Origin of the sequence: uncultured Campylobacter sp. (assembly GCF_938015785.1) — a bacterium.
Classification (GTDB): Bacteria; Campylobacterota; Campylobacteria; order Campylobacterales; family Campylobacteraceae; genus Campylobacter_B.
This window is the reverse complement of the sequence record NZ_CALLWC010000034.1, coordinates 1-17,602: the sequence shown is the minus strand read 5'-3', so window position 1 is coordinate 17,602 and position 17,602 is coordinate 1. Positions and strand designations below refer to the sequence as shown.

Annotated in this window: 15 protein-coding genes; 6 read left to right on the top strand and 9 right to left on the bottom strand. The window is 45.7% G+C overall.

The genetic code is table 11. From position 1 onward, the window contains the following. Positions 1–76: 76 nt before the first annotated feature. From Q0393_RS04605 to Q0393_RS04590, 4 genes are read right to left on the bottom strand one after another with little or no spacing between them, the layout of a single operon-like run. Positions 77–1,066, bottom strand: coding sequence for a methionine ABC transporter ATP-binding protein (locus tag Q0393_RS04605; protein ID WP_298978249.1), 990 nt, complete (start codon positions 1,064–1,066; stop codon positions 77–79). A 44-nt stretch (positions 1,067–1,110) separates the two neighbouring features. Continuing rightward, positions 1,111–2,097, bottom strand: a complete 987-nt coding sequence (locus Q0393_RS04600; RefSeq protein WP_298978247.1) for a diaminopimelate dehydrogenase — start codon at positions 2,095–2,097, stop codon at positions 1,111–1,113. A gap of 58 nt (positions 2,098–2,155) precedes the next feature. After that, positions 2,156–2,302: a hypothetical protein gene (locus Q0393_RS04595; RefSeq protein WP_169748464.1), complete on the bottom strand. Its 147-nt coding sequence runs from the start codon at positions 2,300–2,302 to the stop codon at positions 2,156–2,158. Between the two features lie 40 nt (positions 2,303–2,342). Next, positions 2,343–4,994 (bottom strand): valine--tRNA ligase, encoded by a 2,652-nt coding sequence (locus Q0393_RS04590; RefSeq protein WP_298978244.1) that lies wholly within the window; start codon positions 4,992–4,994, stop codon positions 2,343–2,345. Between the two features lie 233 nt (positions 4,995–5,227). Between Q0393_RS04590 and Q0393_RS04585 the strand changes: the two genes are divergently transcribed. From Q0393_RS04585 to Q0393_RS04560, 6 genes are all read left to right on the top strand, one after another. Then, positions 5,228–6,004, top strand: a complete 777-nt coding sequence (locus Q0393_RS04585) for a MetQ/NlpA family ABC transporter substrate-binding protein (protein ID WP_005870677.1) — start codon at positions 5,228–5,230, stop codon at positions 6,002–6,004. A 114-nt stretch (positions 6,005–6,118) separates the two neighbouring features. Beyond that, positions 6,119–6,943: a peptidyl-prolyl cis-trans isomerase gene (locus Q0393_RS04580; RefSeq protein ID WP_005870679.1), complete on the top strand. Its 825-nt coding sequence runs from the start codon at positions 6,119–6,121 to the stop codon at positions 6,941–6,943. A 235-nt stretch (positions 6,944–7,178) separates the two neighbouring features. After that, a complete protein-coding gene (locus tag Q0393_RS04575; protein ID WP_297916153.1) occupies positions 7,179–7,778 on the top strand; it encodes a DedA family protein in 600 nt (199 codons plus the stop codon). Positions 7,779–8,093: 315 nt separating this feature from the next. After that, a complete protein-coding gene (locus Q0393_RS04570; RefSeq protein WP_005870686.1) occupies positions 8,094–9,500 on the top strand; it encodes an aspartate ammonia-lyase in 1,407 nt (468 codons plus the stop codon). Between the two features lie 286 nt (positions 9,501–9,786). Beyond that, the gene (locus Q0393_RS04565; RefSeq protein ID WP_177389295.1) at positions 9,787–11,274 is read left to right on the top strand and encodes an anaerobic C4-dicarboxylate transporter; all 1,488 of its coding nucleotides are present in this window, start codon (positions 9,787–9,789) and stop codon (positions 11,272–11,274) included. A gap of 391 nt (positions 11,275–11,665) precedes the next feature. Beyond that, positions 11,666–12,193 carry an NAD(P)H-dependent oxidoreductase gene (locus Q0393_RS04560; protein WP_298978241.1) on the top strand — a complete coding sequence of 176 codons (528 nt, stop codon included), beginning with the start codon at positions 11,666–11,668 and terminating at the stop codon, positions 12,191–12,193. 1,482 nt (positions 12,194–13,675) lie between these two features. Here Q0393_RS04560 and Q0393_RS04555 read toward each other — a convergent pair. The 5 genes from Q0393_RS04555 to Q0393_RS04535 all read right to left on the bottom strand — a co-directional run. Then, on the bottom strand, positions 13,676–14,359 hold the full coding sequence (locus tag Q0393_RS04555; RefSeq protein ID WP_298978239.1) for an SMI1/KNR4 family protein: 684 nt from the start codon (positions 14,357–14,359) through the stop codon (positions 13,676–13,678). Positions 14,360–14,906: 547 nt separating this feature from the next. Beyond that, a complete protein-coding gene (locus tag Q0393_RS04550; protein WP_298978237.1) occupies positions 14,907–15,593 on the bottom strand; it encodes a tyrosine-protein phosphatase in 687 nt (228 codons plus the stop codon). A gap of 403 nt (positions 15,594–15,996) precedes the next feature. Then, the gene (locus Q0393_RS04545) at positions 15,997–16,452 is read right to left on the bottom strand and encodes a DIP1984 family protein (protein ID WP_298978235.1); all 456 of its coding nucleotides are present in this window, start codon (positions 16,450–16,452) and stop codon (positions 15,997–15,999) included. 18 nt (positions 16,453–16,470) lie between these two features. Next, positions 16,471–17,151, bottom strand: a complete 681-nt coding sequence (locus Q0393_RS04540; protein ID WP_298978233.1) for a DUF799 domain-containing protein — start codon at positions 17,149–17,151, stop codon at positions 16,471–16,473. Then, the coding region (locus tag Q0393_RS04535) for a DUF4810 domain-containing protein (RefSeq protein ID WP_298978231.1) at positions 17,148–17,602 on the bottom strand (455 nt) is incomplete at its 5' end. The genes Q0393_RS04540 and Q0393_RS04535, both read right to left, overlap by 4 nt.

Below are 17,602 nucleotides of genomic sequence, written 5' to 3'. Positions count from 1 at the left end.
CGAGCTTTTAAATTCGCTATGCCGCGTAAGCCCTTAAATTTAGTGCGGCGCAAGCGCACAGGGCGCGAAATCGCACCTAGATCGCGGCGCAGCTTTTGATCTCATCCTCGCTTACGATCTCGTAGATTACGCCCGCGTTTTTGATAAACTCCTCCACGCGCGCGACGTGTGCGGGCTCTACGTTGATGACGAGGCTTCCGACGACGTTTTTATCGAGGCGCTCGAGCTTGCCCCAGACGATGTTAAAATTTATCTCCAAGGCGCGCGCCATATGCGTGATCACGCTGTCAAACGCGACCGCAGGCGGGAAAAAGAGCCTGATATTCACGCCGCTTGCGGGTAGCACCTCCTCCTCGCCCAAAAACTCCTTCATATTCTCATCCGGGTGCAAAAACAGCGAGACGATATCGCCCGAGTTGCTCACGCGCCCGCCCTTAAGCAGGATCGCTCGCTGCGCGATGCCTTTTACGACCTCCATCTCATGCGTGACGAGCACGATCGTAATGCCTAGCTCGCGATTAATGCGGCGCAGAAGCGATAAAATTTGCGCGGTGGTATTGGGATCAAGCGCCGAAGTCGCCTCGTCGGAAAGCAAAATTTTAGGGCTTAATGCAAGCGCGCGCGCGATCGCCACGCGCTGCTTCTGTCCGCCGCTAAGCTCGCTAGGATAGGCATTTGCTTTATCCGCAAGTCCTACGAGCTCCAAAAGCTCGGCGACGCGCCGCTTCGTGTGGTCCTCGGGATGGCCCCAAAATGCTAACGGCGTGGCGACGTTTTGCGCGACGCTGCGGCGGCTCATAAGCGCGAAGTGCTGAAAAATCATACCGATATTTTTGCGCAGCTCGCGGATCTGAGCGGCGCTTAGATCTCGTACCTCCCTGCCCTCTACCTTAAGGCTTCCTTCTTGATAATCCTCAAGGCCGTTTATGCAGCGCAGCAGCGTGCTTTTACCCGCGCCGCTGCGGCCGACGATGGCAAAAATTTCGCCCTGTTTCACCTCCAGGCTCACATTGTCGATCACGCAGGTTTTGCCGTAAAATTTCTTTAAATTCTCTATCTTTATCACTCAGATTTCCTCGTTCATAATTCCGCCGAAACGCCCCCGGAAATTTATAAAATTTCGCGCCTTAGCTCATCTGCGCTCTTTGGCGAAAGAAACGCTGGAGCGATGTCAAACACGCTAAACGCGCCGCGCTCGCCCCTTTGCGCCAAGCGATACGCCGCACGGGCGTAGGCTACGAGCACGCTTGCGGTAAATTCGGGATTTGAATCAAGCTTTAGCGAAAACTCGATCAGATGTTTATTTTCGCCGTGCTCGCCCGTCGCTCCGCTTCGCAAAACAAATCCTCCGTGAGGGATGCCGCCGTACTCTTTTTTAAGCGTTGCAAGACCCACGAAATGCACGCTCGTGTCGTAGTCGGCAAAGTAATTGGGCATCGTTTTTATCTCGCGCTCGATACGCGCTTTATCGGCGTCCTCTTCGACCACGACGTAGCACTCGCGCAGGTGTTTTTCGCGCGTGCTAAGTTTTGGATTTTCGCCCGCGCGAACTCGCTTTAAGGCGCTTTCTATCGGCACGGTATATTGTCGCGCATCCACGACACCCTCGATCCTGCGGATAGCGTCGGAGTGGCCTTGGCTCACGCCTTTACCCCAAAACGTATAACTGCTGCCGTTTTGCAGCACGCTCTCGCCGAGCAGTCTATTTAGCGAAAACAGACCCGGATCCCAGCCAACGGCGATGATGCCTACATTTCCGCCCGCTTTGGCTGCGGCGTCCACCGCGGCGAAGTGCTCGGGGATTTTTGCGTGCGTATCAAAGCTATCTACGACGTTAAAATTTAGCGCAAACTCCGGCGTCTGAGTCGGTAGATCCGTCGCGCTACCGCCGCAAAGCACCAAAACGTCAAATTTGCCCTTGTGCGATAAAATTTCATCCACGCTAAATACTGGCGCGCCGCATGTTTTTACTTCGCTCGGATTTCTACGGCTAAAAACCGCCGAAAGCTCTAAATCCTTGTTATTTCGCGCGGCAAGCTCTACGCCGCGACCTAAATTTCCATATCCCAAAACCGCTATTTTTATTTTTTCGCTCATTTTTTATCCTTAAAATTTTAAAATTTAGCGCGTAAAACGGCGCGCCGCCGATGAAATTTTATCTCAGTAGAAAATAATAAATCACGTATAACCAACTTAAAAATCCGTGGATTATCGCCCACATTATGCTTTTATTGGCTCCCCACGATAGTGCGACGGCTATGACCGTGCCTAACGTAAATCCACCGATACTACCTTTTGACATATTTTTCTCCTTGATTTAAATTTAGACTCAAACGAGCGGACTACTCGCCAAACGCCTTTAGCTCGTCGCATACCTTGGCGAATTTTTCCTGCGCGCTTTGCAGTCCTTCGCGGTTGGCTTCGACTACGGCTTGCGGGGCGGAGGCCACGAATTTCTCGTTATTTAGCATGCCCGAGAGCTTTTCGATCTCTTTTTGCAGCTTTGCTTTTTGCGCGTTAAGGCGCGAAATCACGCCGCTAAGATCGACCCCCTCAAGCGGTACAAAGCTTTCTAAGCTCTCGCTTACGTCGCGGGCGGAATTTGCGATATTTTGCTGCGTAAATTCCACTTCATCGACCTTTGCTAGCGTTTTGATGTAGTCCGCAGCAGCGCTTAGGTCGACCGCGGATTTGACGTAGGCTTTGGCTACGCGCGCATTGCCGAGCTCGATCGTCGCCTTTGCGCGGCGAATGCTAACGATCGCTTCGATAAGAAGCGAAAATAGCTCCTCGATCCGCTCGTCGCGCTCGCCAGGATGTGGGTATCTCATCACCATGATGGAGCGCGCGTCTTGCAGCTTCGTGCCGCTTAGCTCCTGATACAGATACTCGCTTAGAAACGGCATAAATGGGCTTAGCAGCTTCATCGCTTCTTTAAAAATCATCCCCAGCTCGCCGATCGCGGTCTTGTCCGCTTTGCTAAGCTCGATGCCCCAGTCGCAAAACTCGTCCCAAAAAAACTTATAAAGCTCGGTTGCAGCGTCGTTGAAGCGGTATTCGTCTAAATTTTCCCGCACCGCGCCCACGCAGCAGTTGAAGCGCGAAAGCATATATTTGCCGAGGCTTGTTTTAATCCGTGCCGCGTCCAAATCGTCAAATTTAGAGGCGTTTAAAAGCAAAAACTTGCTCGCGTTATAAAGCTTGTTCGTAAAATTTCGATATATCAAAAGCTTGTCGTCGCTAAGGCGCAGATCGCGCCCCTGCACGCACAAAATCGTAAGCGTAAAGCGCAAAATATCGGCGCTAAACTCATCGATTTTTAGCAGCGGATCGACTACGTTTTTGCTCGATTTGCTCATCTTTTTGCCGTCTTTATCCTTAACCAAGGCGTGCAGGTAGATGTCGCGAAACGGCAGCTCGCCCATGGCGTTTTGGCACTGAAACATCATACGCGCGACCCAGAAAAATAAAATGTCAAAGCCCGTAATCAGCATGGTATTCGGATAAAATTCGCTCAAATCCCCCTCAAACCACTTCTCGTTTTTTAACGCCTCACCGTTGCCCCAGCCAAGCGTGCTGATCGGCCAAAGACCGCTTGAAAACCACGTATCGAGCACGTCGGGATCTTGAGTAAAATTTTTACCGCCGCATTTTGGGCAGACATCGGGGCTCTCGCGCTCATCCGCCCACTGATGACCGCAGTCGCAGTAAAATACGGGAATTCTATGCCCCCACCACAGCTGACGGCTGATACACCAGTCCTTCAGCTCGCGCATCCAGGCGTTGAAGCTATTGATCCAGTGCTTCGGGAAAAATTCCGCCTCGCCGGAATTTACCTTAGAGATCGCCTCTTTTGCGATATCTGCGCGCACGAACCACTGCTGCGAGATGTACGGCTCGACGACGTTTTTGCAGCGGTAGCAGTAGCCGACTTGATTTTCGTAATCCTCGATTTTTTCGATAAAGCCCAGCCGCTCAAGCTCCGCTACGATCTGCTCGCGCGCGGCAAGTCGCTCTAAGCCTTGAAATTTACCGCACTGCTCGTTTAAAATTCCTTTTTCGTCAAAAACGGTGATAAAGCCCAGCTCGTGGCGCTTGCCAACCTCGTAGTCGTTGGTATCGTGCGCGGGCGTGACCTTCACGGCGCCCGTTCCGAAGCTCATATCGACGTATTCGTCGGCGATGATCTCTATCTCGCGACCGATTAGCGGTAGCACGACTTTTTTACCGACCAAATTTTTATAGCGTTCGTCCGCGGGATTTACCATTACGGCGGTGTCGCCGAAGTAGGTCTCGGGGCGCGTCGTCGCGATAACAATGTAGTTGCGGCTCGTCTCGCTCGAATCTTTGCAAGAATTTGAATTTTGTTCGTCCGCAAAGTAGTAGCGCAGATGATAAAGTTTGCCTTTGTTTTCCTTGTGTTCGACCTCTACATCGCTTAGCGCGCCGTCGTGCGTGCACCAATTTACCATGTAGTTTCCGCGCACGATGAGCCCCGCGTTGTATAAGCTTACGAATGCTTTGCGAACGGCGTTTTTAAGCCCCTCATCCATCGTAAAGCGCTGTCTGCTCCACGCAGGCGTGACGCCAAGACGCTTCATCTGCTTTACGATCTGCCCGCCGCTTTGCTCCTTCCAGTGCCAAACGTGCTTTAAAAACTCCTCGCGCCCTATCTCTTCTTTTTTGATCCCTTGCGCCAAAAGCTCGCGCTCGACGACGTTTTGCGTCGCAATGCCTGCATGATCAAGCCCCGGCTGCCAAAGCGTACGGTAGCCGTCCATTCGCTTGTATCGCGTCATAATATCTTGCAGCGTAAAAGTGAGAGAATGCCCGATATGAAGCACTCCGGTGACGTTTGGAGGGGGCATCATAATGCAAAAGTTTTTGCCTTTTTGCTGGATATCTTTATTGCCGTCGATCTCGAAATAACCGCGCTGCTCCCAAATTTTATAAAAGCTCTCCTCTACGGCTTTCGCGTCGTAAAAATCTGCCATTTTCAGCCCTTTTTTAAAATTTTAAATTTTGCGATTTTAGCGGAATTTATGTAAAGCGCTCATTAAAGCGTGCCAATTCTGCATTATACAATAAAATGTAGTATTTAAATATATATAAAAATATCGAATTTTAGAATATTTTAGATAAAATTTTAAAAAATCATATAAAAACACTTGACATTAAAAATTCTACCTGCTATAATACCGCGAAATTTTAACCAAAAGGATTAAATATGAAGAAATTTCTTCTCGCTTCGCTTCTTAGCGCTAGCGTCGTCAGTTTCGCTCTTGCCGAAAAAATCGTAGTCGCCGCTACTCCGATACCGCATGCCGAAATTTTAGAGCAGATCAAGCCTGATCTAAAAGCCCAAGGTTACGATCTTGAGGTCAAGGTTTTCAACGACTACGTAACCCCAAATCTCGCTACCGATAGCGGCGACGTGGATGCGGGATTTTTCCAGCACGTGCCGTATATGGAGGAATTTAACGCCAACAAAGGCACAAAATTAAAAGCGACCGTGGGCGTGCATTTAGAGCCGATGGGCATCTACAGCCATAAGATTAAAAATTTAAAAGATCTTAAAAACGGCGCCAAAGTTGCCGTGCCAAACGATCCGACCAACGAAAGCCGCGCTCTTGATCTGCTCGTAGCCGCGGGGCTCATCGAAGTTGATCAAAACGCCAAGCTACGCACGCCGTTAGATGTCACGAAAAACCCTAAAAATTTAGAAATTTTAGAGCTTGAAGGCGCCGCGCTTCCACGCACTCTGGGCGATGTCGATATTGCCGTTATTAACTCAAATTTTGCCTTTAACGCAAATTTAAACCCGATCAAAGATTCGCTATTTTTAGAAAAGGCTGAGGGCAACCCTTATACAAATGTTATTAGCGTTAAAGAAGGCAACGAAAATAGCCCTAAAATCAAGGCGCTAGATAAAGCGATTCAAAGCGAGAAAGTGAAGAAGTTTATCGAGACGCAATATAAAGGCGCAATCATCCCGTCGTTTTAACTCCCCTCTTTTTAAAATTCGGCGCAGGATTCGCGCCGAATTTGCTGGCATTGGCTATTTTATTTACTATCTTTTTTTATAATTGCGCGAAATTTACCGAATAAAGGAAAAATAATGAAAAGAATTTTATCTTTCAGCTTTGTTGCCGCTATGGCTATATCTTCGCTTAATGCAGGCGTTTTGGCTACTGCAAAAGACGCGAATATCACTATTACGGATGAGGATGTTGCACCGTTTTTAGCTCAAGGCATGCAGCACGGCGGACAGGAACCAACCGCCGATGAGAAGAAAAAACTAATCGACGATCTAATCAAATACAAACTTCTAATCGCAGAGGCGAAAAAATCAGGTATTGAAAACAGCGACGAATATAAACATCAGCTAGAGCTTGCTAAAGATGGCATTGCATTTAATCTATGGCAACGCGAGCAAGCTAAAGACGTAAGCGTCAGCGACGAGGAAGCTAAAAAAATTTATGATGAAAATAAACAGAATTTCATGCAACCAGATTCCGTTACCGCAAGTCATATCTTAGTAGCAGACGAAAAGGCTGCTAAAAACGCGATTGCGAAGCTATCAAAAGTCAAAAAAGAGAATTTAAAAGAGGAATTTAATAAACTAGCTAAAGAAATTTCAATCGATCCAAGTGCGAAAGAAAACGGTGGCGATTTGGGCTCTTTTGGCAAAGGGATGATGGTGCCGGAGTTTGAAAAAGCGGCGTTTGCGCTAAAAGATGGCGAGATGAGCAAAACTCCGGTAAAGACACAATTCGGATATCATGTAATCTACAAAGAAAGCAGCAAAAAGGCTGAGACTATGCCGTTTGAAAAGGTAAAAGATCTCATCAAAAATCAATTACTTCCAAGCAAAGTAAACAAAAAAATCGATGACAAGGCTAATGAGCTATTCGGCAAACTAAACATCGAATACGCAAAATAGTTTTAATTTTAAGGCGCGAGGCTATTAAATTTATATGCAAGTTCGCTGCAGCGGCAACTTGCAGGGATAAATTTTAGCCTGCGTCTTTGTTTTATATGCGCTAAATTTTGTGAAATTTTAAGATCACTCTTATATCGCCGGATTGTTAAATTTCAAACTTATTTGCTCTGCCGATGTTAAATTTTGCGTAATTTTAAATACAGTCGGTTTTTACACATTAAATCAAGGAATTCAAATGCTTTCTAATATCGTAAATTTTATCGTAGAATTTGTCGCAGGTTGGGGATACCTTGGCATTTTTGTGATGATGTTTTTAGAAAGCAGCTTCTTTCCTTTCCCAAGTGAAGTCGTGATGATCCCTGCGGGCTATCTGGCCTCAAAATCGCAGATGAGCTTTGTTATAGCATTTGTTTGTGGGCTTGGTGGTAGCATTACCGGCGCGCTGTTTAATTACTATCTATGCTACTTTTTTGGACGTAAGATTATCGCTAAATACGGCAAATACGTAGGCATCACCGAGGAGAAATTTGCAAAATTCGAAGCGTTTTTTAACCGTCATGGCGAAATTTCAACGTTTAACTGCCGCTTAATCCCTGGCATCCGTCAATACATCAGCCTTCCTGCGGGCCTTGCAAAGATGAATGTCGCGCGCTTCGTGCTATTTACTGGGCTTGGAGCTGCGATTTGGACATTAATACTTATGAGTTTGGGCTATTTCATCGGCGAAAACGAGGAGCTAATCAAGCAAGATCTGCATCTAATTACGATCGCTCTGTTCGCCGTCGTCATTATAATCTCGCTTCTATATGTTTATTTTATAAAACGCAAAAAATAGTTCCACGCCAGTAAATACAAATACAATGAAAAATTCCATTTTATCGCCTTTAAGTTCAAATTTTTCAAATTATAATTTAAGCTAAACAAGAATTTTTATAATTTCACTTTCATAATCTACGTGCGATACAATATTTCTATTAAAGTGTAATTATGCCTTAGTAGCGAATTCCAAAATATTTTTTAAGTAAAATTCCATTTAAAGCCTTAAACAATCATACTAATTTCTAAATTTTAATTTTTCGTTACGTTTTAAGCTGCTTTTAATACTAAAAGCTTTAAAATTCCATTAACAATTTCAACGAAAGGACTTATTATGGCAAAGACCAGAAAAGAACACGATTTCATCGGTGAATTAGAAATTTCCGACGATTTTTACTACGGTGTGCAAACATTTAGGGCACTAGAGAACTTCCATCTAAGCGGACGAGCGCTCAAAGACTATCCGTTTTTTATCAAAGCATTTGCACAAATCAAAAAAGCAGCTGCGCTAGCCAATAAAGAGGTCGGAGTCCTAGACGCACAAAAAGCCGATGCGATTGCAAAAGCTTGCGACAGACTTATCGCAGGAGAGTTTAGAGATCAATTCGTAGTCGATATGATCCAAGGCGGCGCCGGAACTTCGACGAATATGAATACCAACGAAGTCATTACAAACATAGCTTTGGAGAGCATGGGACACAAAAAGGGCGAATACCAATACCTTCATCCAAACGACCACACAAATTTGGGTCAAAGCACCAACGATACCTATCCTAGCTCGATCAAAGTCGCCGCTTACGCCAAGCTAACCGACTTATTAAAAGCTATGGAAAATTTGAAAAAAGAGCTTGAAGTTAAAGCCAAAGAATACAAAGATGTCATCAAAATGGGAAGGACGGAGCTTGAAGACGCCGTTCCTACTACTCTTGGAAACACTTTCAATGCTTTTGCTACCTACATCAAAACCGATATCGCGCTTATCAAAGCCGCTAGAGAGTCGATGACTTACCTAAATATGGGCGCTACGGCGATTGGTACGGGTATCAACTGCCATCCTGATTACAAAAACGTAGTCGAGAAAAAACTGGGTGAAATCACCGGCGTTAAATTTAAAGCTGCAGAGGATTTCATCGCCGCTACACAAGACACCGCAGACTTCGTTCACGTTAGTGGCGCGTTAAAAACAGCAGCCGTTCGCCTAAGCAAGATCGCAAACGACCTACGTCTTATGAACTCCGGTCCTAGATGCGGACTAGGCGAAATCGAGCTTCCTAAGATGCAACCGGGCAGCTCCATCATGCCGGGCAAAGTAAATCCAGTCATCGCTGAGGTCGTAGGCGAGGCTTGCTATGAGGTAATCGGCAACGACGTTACTATCATGCTTTGCTCCGAGCGCGGAGAATTCGAGCTTAATGCGTTTGAGCCTGGCATCGCATATGCGCTATTTAACTCGATTGTGCTTTTGGAAAATGCGATGAATACACTAGCTGAAAAAGCTATCAAACATCTAAAAGCAAACCCTGAAGCTTGCCTAAAATCGGTGCTAAATTCTGTTGGTATTGTTACTGCATTCAATCCATACATCGGCTACGAAAAATCCGCAAGTATCGCCAAAGAGGCACTTCAGACCGGAAAATCCGTCGGCGAAATCTGCTTAGAGCGCGGATATTTGAAAAAAGAGGAGATCGATAAGATCCTAGAGCCTAAATCTATGCTCAACCCACATATGAGCAAAAAATAGTTCCAAACTAGGTGCGGCGCGGAATTTCGTCGGTTAATTTAATAGGCGAAATTCCGCAAAGTAGAATTCTAAATAGATAAAATTGATCGTGCAGAATTCCGTAGATGCAGAATTTCATCAAGTTAGATTTAGCTTCCGTGGAGTAAAATTCCACTTGCGAAATTTTAGGATAAAATTCCGCATAGAATTCCGACCACTGAATTATAAAGATAATTCGGATTTTACCTGCTGAAATCTTTAGAATTCTGCGCGCCGTTAAAAAAATTACTTTATAAGGAGTTTTGCAATGGACATTTCATTGATATTGCAATTGATCGTACTCTTCGGTGCGATATTTTTGGGTGTTAGACTAGGTGGTATGGCTATAGGCTATGCAGGCGGTCTTGGCGTCGTCATTCTTACGTTGGGGCTTGGTCTAAAAGCGGGCAGTATACCATGGGACGTCATTTTAATCATTATGTCTGTTATCGCCGCTATTACGGCTATGCAAGTAGCAGGAGGACTCGATTATTTGGTACAAATAGCCGAAGGAATACTAAGAAAACACCCAAAATATATAAATTTCTTAGCTCCGATAGTTACATATTTGCTTACGGTATTTGCAGGGACGGGACATACGGCGTTTTCTATGATACCTGTCATTGCAGAGGTAGCAAAGACTCAAAATATTAAGCCTAGTGCACCTCTTAGTATAGCCGTCGTCGCTAGCCAGATAGCCATTACTGCTAGCCCCGTTTCAGCGGCGGTTGTATTTATGGCAGGCGAGCATGCTTTAGGCGGATTAGGCATTAGCTATCCATTATTGCTTGCTATTTGGATACCTACGACCTTTATCGGTTGTATGCTTACGGCTCTTGTTATAAATTTATTTTATAATCTCGATCTAAGTAGCGATCCAGAATATCAAAGAAGGCTTAAAGAGGGCTTAATAAAAGAGGTTAAAACAGAAGAAAATAAAGAACTTCCTGCAGGAGCCAAAAGATCGGTATTGATATTTTTGATCGGTGTTATCGCCGTCGTTTTATACGCTACGGCTATTAGCAAAAATGTAGGCTGGATAAAACCAAGTTACGTGACAGGCTACGAAAAAATCTATGAAAGCAAAGATCCTGATAAATTTAACGAACTAGTCGCAAAAAACATAAAAGTCAAAACCGACTCAACTACCAATGTAAAATACGTAGAAAATACCGATAAACCTACTAAAGTATTAGTGCTAACTAGAGATAATGCCATTATGAGTTTCATGTTAGTCATCGCTACTCTAATAACGGTAAGTTGTGGCGTCAAAGTCGATAAGCTATTTAATACCGCTACATTTAAAAGTGGTATGACGGCGTGCGTATGCGTACTCGGCGTAGCGTGGCTAGGTGATACTTTCGTGGTAAATCATACCGATGCTATCAAAAATTTCGCTGGTGATTTTGTCAAAGACTATCCATTTATGCTAGCTATAGCGTTATTTTTTGCGAGTATGCTTCTTTACTCTCAAGCCGCTACTGCAAAAGCGCTTATACCTACGGTTATTGCTGCGCTTGGACTAACTGCTACAAATAACGGAGACGCATATATCTTAGTTGCATCGTTCGCTGCAGTTTCCGCACTATTCGTGCTTCCTACGTATCCGACCTTACTTGGAGCCGTTCAGATGGATGATACCGGAACTACTAGGATAGGTAAATATATATTCAACCACTCCTTTTTCCTCCCAGGTGTTTTAGCTATAGCATTTTCAGTAGCGCTCGGCTTTCTAATAGCACCGATTTTATTGTAAAATTTAGCCGAGACTCGCTCTCGGCTTTATTAATTCGCTTAAGACTTAAACACTAATATTGAAATTTACCTAAAAGCAATGACGCAAATATCCCATCCAGAGTATCTACTTAAACTTAAATTTTGTTGATAAGTAAAGTCTCGCATAAACCAAATTTTATCTCTCTTGTCACTCCAATATGGCTAAGGTCAAAATCTACTTATAAATTTAAATGAAATCTCGCAGATAAAATTTATGTAAAAAATTTAATTCTGATAAAATTTTACGATTACAAAGCCTATCGCATTTCGTATATAAATTTTAGATCCTTCATAATATAAGTATCTGAATAGTAAATCAAAATTTCAGCCAAAAAACATATAATGTAAGAAATTTCAAACAAGGAGAAAATATGAAAAACCTAATCATCATCGCTCATCCCGATATGGCAAGCTCACACGCAAATAAGGCGTGGCGCGAGGTAGCCAAAAAGCAAGCGGATAAATTTGATATTCACGAAATTTACGCTGCTTATCCAAACGGCAAAATAGATGTTGCGCGCGAGCAGGAGCTACTTTTAAGCCACGATAAAATTATCATTCAGTTTCCACTTTATTGGTACAGCTATCCGCCGCTTTTAAAGCAGTGGTTCGACGATGTATTCGCCTACGACTGGGCTTACGGCAGCACCGGCGGCAAGCTAAAAGGTAAAGAATTCTCCCTAGCGATCACTATAGGCGACGAGCAAAACAACTATAAAAAAGACGGCACGATCGGATTTGGCATAGAAGAAGTTATCACGCCTTTTAAATGCGCGATGAATTTTACGGGTGCTAAACTGCTGCCGTGCCACTTTGGCTATGGATTTTCATTTCATCTAGATAGCGAATATATCGCAAAAAGTGCAGAAAAATACAAAGAATTTTTAGCAAAATTTTAAAATTTACAAAGGCAAAAACGCCTTTTTGGTCGCGAAATTTTATTTTAAAAGTGGCGGATGAAAATCATCTTTTCATCCGCACTGCTTGGCACGGCACGCTTCCTGTATCGCTATTTTTGCGTTGCACACACAGCCTGCTGAATAATCCCCCACCCTTTTGATCGTAAAATTTTATTCCCTTCTCCTCTCCCCTTAAATGGGCAAAGCTTACGTTAAAAATTTATACGAAATTTTTCCGTATAGAGCATGCTTTAGTGCAGCCATATAAAAATCAATGAGCATAAAATTTTACCTAAAAATTTGCACCCGCTCGCAATAACACTCGTCTTAAATTTCCACAAGGCGCTAAAAAACTATGCATGCCCACCCGGCTCAAACCCTCCGCTAAATTCATAAAACGCTGCGAACTACGCGTTTACGGCTACTGAGCTGTATATGCTGTCATAAGCCCGCCAAGCTCATCCTCATCAATGTCAAAACAACAATCACTCATCTTGCTAGAAAGTGCGTCAGCTGGTAGGTATCAAGGAGAAGTTACTGCGAAAGCGGTGCAAAATACGATACCTCCGCGCCGAGCTGCTTAGCGCTTGCTGCTCTGCACGCGCAAACCCAAGATCCAAAAAGAGATTTAAAGTAAAGTAGCGCCTGCCACCCTACGCGCGTGCAAACAGCTCAAAGCTGCCAAAAAGTTTGCGCTCACTTCGCCACTGAGCGCAATTTGCCTATTGCGCGCCTATTAATGCTTTCAGATTTCAACCTGTTCGCTTTTACTTTCCGTCTTTTAAATGCCTGCGCGCAGCTAGCTGCAAAGACATATTCGCTGGATACGCCTTGTAGCTCGCCCCCCATACCCTCGATAAAAATCCGTCGTAATTTATGCAGATATTTGGCAATAGGATCGTTTGGATACGATCTTTCGTACGAAGCCTAAAAACGCTACGCCGATACAGATGCTCGCGCCATTTTTTGCTCTGCGCGCGCTGCCTGCGTCGCTGCGGTTACAATTTTTCTGATACGACATTTAAAGACAACCTATCGCCAAAACTACCGAAAAGCTTTTAACCTTGTTTTTTCTGCTTTAGAATTTAGTCTCAATCAGTTCTTTGCTAAACCGACAGAACTTCCATGCTTTGATATAATCCATCCACGCGGAATTTAGCTAAATTTTTATTTGGATTCCTAAAGACGCAGCAACTTTTCTATCGCGTCTTATTTCGGATAGCAGCAAAAATTCTACCGCCACACTGCAAAGAGTTAAATTCTATCGAGCAAATTTATTAAAAATTTTAAGAGTAGCAAAAGCAATAATAGATGATTAATGCTTTTCCAAATAGATACCGCTACCATTAAAATTTTAATCAAAAGATATCCATTAAATTTAGGCTCTTTAAATTAGCCAGCAAAAGCTTAAATTTCACAAGGTTCCCTGTGAAAGCAAACCCCGCAATACTTCATTAAGCAGCGCAAAAGCCGCTTTAAATTTTATCCCGCGACGCGATTTACCCAGATCAAAAACTCATCGCTCGGGTTCTCGTCGTCTAGATGCGCGGGAGTGACGAGCTCAAGCGCTGTTTGCGGGATCGTCGTTTTGAACGTCTGTGTTACCCACTGCTGAAATTTCAGGTTTGGATGCACGATAAAGTCGTCCTCCTCGCTGTTTGGCGGAGCGCTAAAATCCTCGTCCCAGCAGATCTCATCGTATCCGATCGCAAGCAATCGCAAAAAATCAAGCCCGCTATGAGCCAAAACGCAGGTCATCGTCGAACCCGAGCCGGAGCCCATGTGCACGATCTTCGTCTCGCCCGCATCATCCAGCCACAGCGCGCACATCGAGCCCTCCGAGCCGCTACCCGCAAACACACAAAGCTGCTGCTTGATCTCCGAGGCAAGCTCGCGATCCTCGCCGTAAAACCAATACCTTAGCTCCTCGTCGCGATTTTTCGGCTCATCCGTGAAAAAGGCGATGTCCGTGCCGCCCTCGCGCTCATCGTCGCTCCAACTCTGCTGCAGCCGATCCTGTGGGTAGAGATAGCCGCGTCTGCGCCCGCCCGCGTCGTCATAAAAGCCATTCGCTTCGATCCACGCATAAAGCGCCTCAAGTTCGCTTGGCACGCGCATGCCCTGCGGTAGCGCCTCGCGCAGCTGCGCTAACAATAAATTTTCCACGATCGCTCCTTTTGTTAAATTTGCCGCTCAAATTTTACTGCGTTTCGGCTAAATTTACGAATATTTTGTCTGATATTTGCGGACGTTTAACGCTCTCAGTCGCCGCAAGCGCAAATTGGGCTCTTAAAATTTAGCTTTTTGCTTGTTATGCATGCGCCGCAGCGGTATGAGCGCATATTTGAAAAAGGTATGAGAATTTTTAGTAGAAAAATGCGTAAATTTTTACGACTTAAATTTTGCTATCTTGCAATCTCTTTACTATATTTTTTAGAAATTTGCGGCCTTAAATTTAGCTCGCCGCAAAGAGTAAAATTTTAGCAATATCTATAAATTTAAAATTTCTCGCGCCTTTTGCTTGTACGCCTCAAATTTTTGCTCAAACTCCGCGCGTCTTTGCAGCTCGTTTTTCGCCCCTATTTTGGTGTACCCAGAGCCTCGCCCCAGAAAATATACGTAGCTCGTATTCTAAAATTTCGTTATAAACGGCACTTTGTCATTATTAAATTTACAAATTTCGCCACCGTTTGATCTAACGGGCGAATTTCGTCTAAATTCCAAGCTCGGTTCTTACGAGCGCTTCGTTTTGCGGCGTCAAAAAGCCCGCGATATCTTGCCACATGGGATGAAAGCCGTATCCGCCCTCTATCATCTCGCTACGCGCGGCATCCAAGCTCCAGCCCTGATAGATCACGCGGTACATCGCCACCACAAGGCCCGTGCGATCGGCTCCGTGATAGCAGTGCACGAGCACGGCACCCTCCTTTTGGCGCTCGCGAATGGTGCGCAAGACGTCCGCGATCTGCGCGGGCTTTATCTCCCAGCTTCGAAGCGGCTTGTTCGCGAGCCAAAATTGATCCCCAAACACCCTTTTGTCGCCGCCTCTGCTAAAATGGCGCAGATTTACGATGCTTTTGACACCCAGCTCGTGCAGCTTTGCGGCGTCGTTTCCGTCAAGCTGAGCACTACGAAACAGTAGCTCGTCCACGCGGTAGAAATTTTTCGCTTCGTCGATGAGGGTTGCTTTTTGCGATGAGTTTGGGGTTGTGCCGCTCGCTGCGGTATCTGCGTTTTTAAAATGCGCGTGTTGAAATTTGGCGTCTTTTGCGTCCGCGAGATTTTGTTCCGCGCCGCTCGTTTTTCTAAAATTTATGGAATTCGCTTCTGTAGCGAGCTCTGCATTTACGCCGGTCGCAAAGCAAAACGCGACCGCCAGCGCAAGGGTTTTAAATTTCAAATTTCATCCTTTAAATTTGGCTAAATTTTATGATTTTTGTAAAATTTGACACTCGCGGCTAAAATGCAAAATTGCAAGCGCGCCTGAATTTAACGAAAAATTTGAGCGTCAAACCCGCCAAAATCGCCGCCAAATTTCGCCGCGAGCCAGCAAGTCGCGCTATTAAAATCAAAATTTCGTTTCAAAATTTCCCCGTTCCCGCCCTGGGTATCGCTAGATCAGTACGCGGTAGTTACATTGCGTAGTTACATTGCCCTTGTAAATTTACTGAAAATAAATCGTAAAAGGGGTGCGCCGTTTCCGCGAGCGCTGCCATAATTTTTTGTACTCGCCCCTTGCGATACTTACCCGAAATTTTATTTTTCGCGAAATCCTTTCAAATTTCGCCGCTAAATTTGACGCTTTAGTTGGTCAGATCGGTCTGCCAGTTTGCGCCTTGCAGCGTCGTGTCAAGCTGTCTGATCTGCCTAGCTAGCTCATCTACTTGCTTTTGCAGCGCCGCGACGTCGACCGTGCTTAGGATTTTAATCTCACTGCGAGAATAAACGTCCACCTTTTGTGCGGCAGTTTGCGCGAAAGCCCGCAGCGCGCCCGCTTTTAGCGTGAGTACGTCGCGCTTAGCGATTAGCTCGGTTAGGCTTTTGCCGTCCGCTTTTGCGGTGCAGTTGGTTAAATTTATCCGAACGATTAGGCGCTCAAGCTCATCCGTGAGCGCATCCAGCTCGGCTAGCAGCGCCTTTGGCTCTTCGCTGGGCTTCTCGCCCTCTTGCACCTTTGCGTTGTCCGCGAGCCTTGATTTTAGCTGCTCGATGCGTTTTTGTATGTCGGCGCGCAGTATCAGCGCCTCGGCTAGTTTCATTTTCGTCCTTTTTAAAATTTATTTTCCGCCGCCAAGCTGTCTATCCTGGCCGTAGTGCGGCGAATACGGGCCGTAGAGCAAGCATTTGTTGCAGTTTTGGCCCAGCAGCATCGCATCTGCGCTCGCAGAGAGCTTGTATCCCGCGTCGGAGACGGTATCGCCGATCTGTTTGATAACCGCGGAGATCAGCATGCCTACAAGATCGCTACTGCCTCTGCTTGAGTCGTCGCTTACCTGCGCCGAGCCCTCCCAGAGCGTCGCGCCGCTTCGCAGATCCACTAGCTTAGCATTGACCGCCACGACGCTTACGCTATTTAGCAGCATATACGAAGTACCGTATTTGACGACATCCATGTATAGCACGGCGTCTGCGCCGAAAATCTGTCTTAGCTTGTGCGCGGAGACGTTTTGGATCTCGCTCGCTTCGTAAATTCCGTTATTTTTGAAGGTCTCATGCACGAGCGTAGGCGAAAATACGTAATAGCCCGCCTCGCTTAGCGGATAGATCGCGTTGGCAAGCACGGCAGCACCTGCGTCCACTTCGGTAGGTTCGTTTGTCGGCATCAGCACCAAAATCGATCGCGGCTTAGCCTGCTGAAGCGCCGAGTAGTCGTAAATTTCAGGCTCGCTTAGAGCGCACGCGTTAAAAAACAGCGCCACGAATACGCTAAAAATCGCTATTTGAGCTTTATTTTTCATTTTTTAGCCTTTTTATTCGTTTTGCCGCCCTGCTTTGCGGCAACTTTGCCTTGCTTTGCAGAGGCTGCTTTGGCGGCTTCGCGTCCGCTTGATCCTTGGGCTTTATCGGCGCCGGGCTTGGCTGCAGCCTCAGCTTTTTTAAGCGCGGCGGGGTTTGTAACGAAGGTCAAAAACGGTTTTGATTCAGGGAAGGCCTGAGCTTCTTTTTCAAAGCTCTCCCTCGCCCTCACGCCGTTGCCCGCGCTTAGATATAAAAGCCCCAGATGCGAATAAAGCCCCGGCGGGACTTTACGCCCCTTTTCGTATGCCTTTTGGATAGATTTTTCAAGCGCTTCGATCTGTTCTTTGTTTATAGGCTTTCCCGTTTCGAGCGTATAGTAATAGCCGCTTCCGAGACTGTGGCCGCATAAAAGGCGTGACAGCGGAAAAAGCTTGTGCGCCGCGGCTGCCA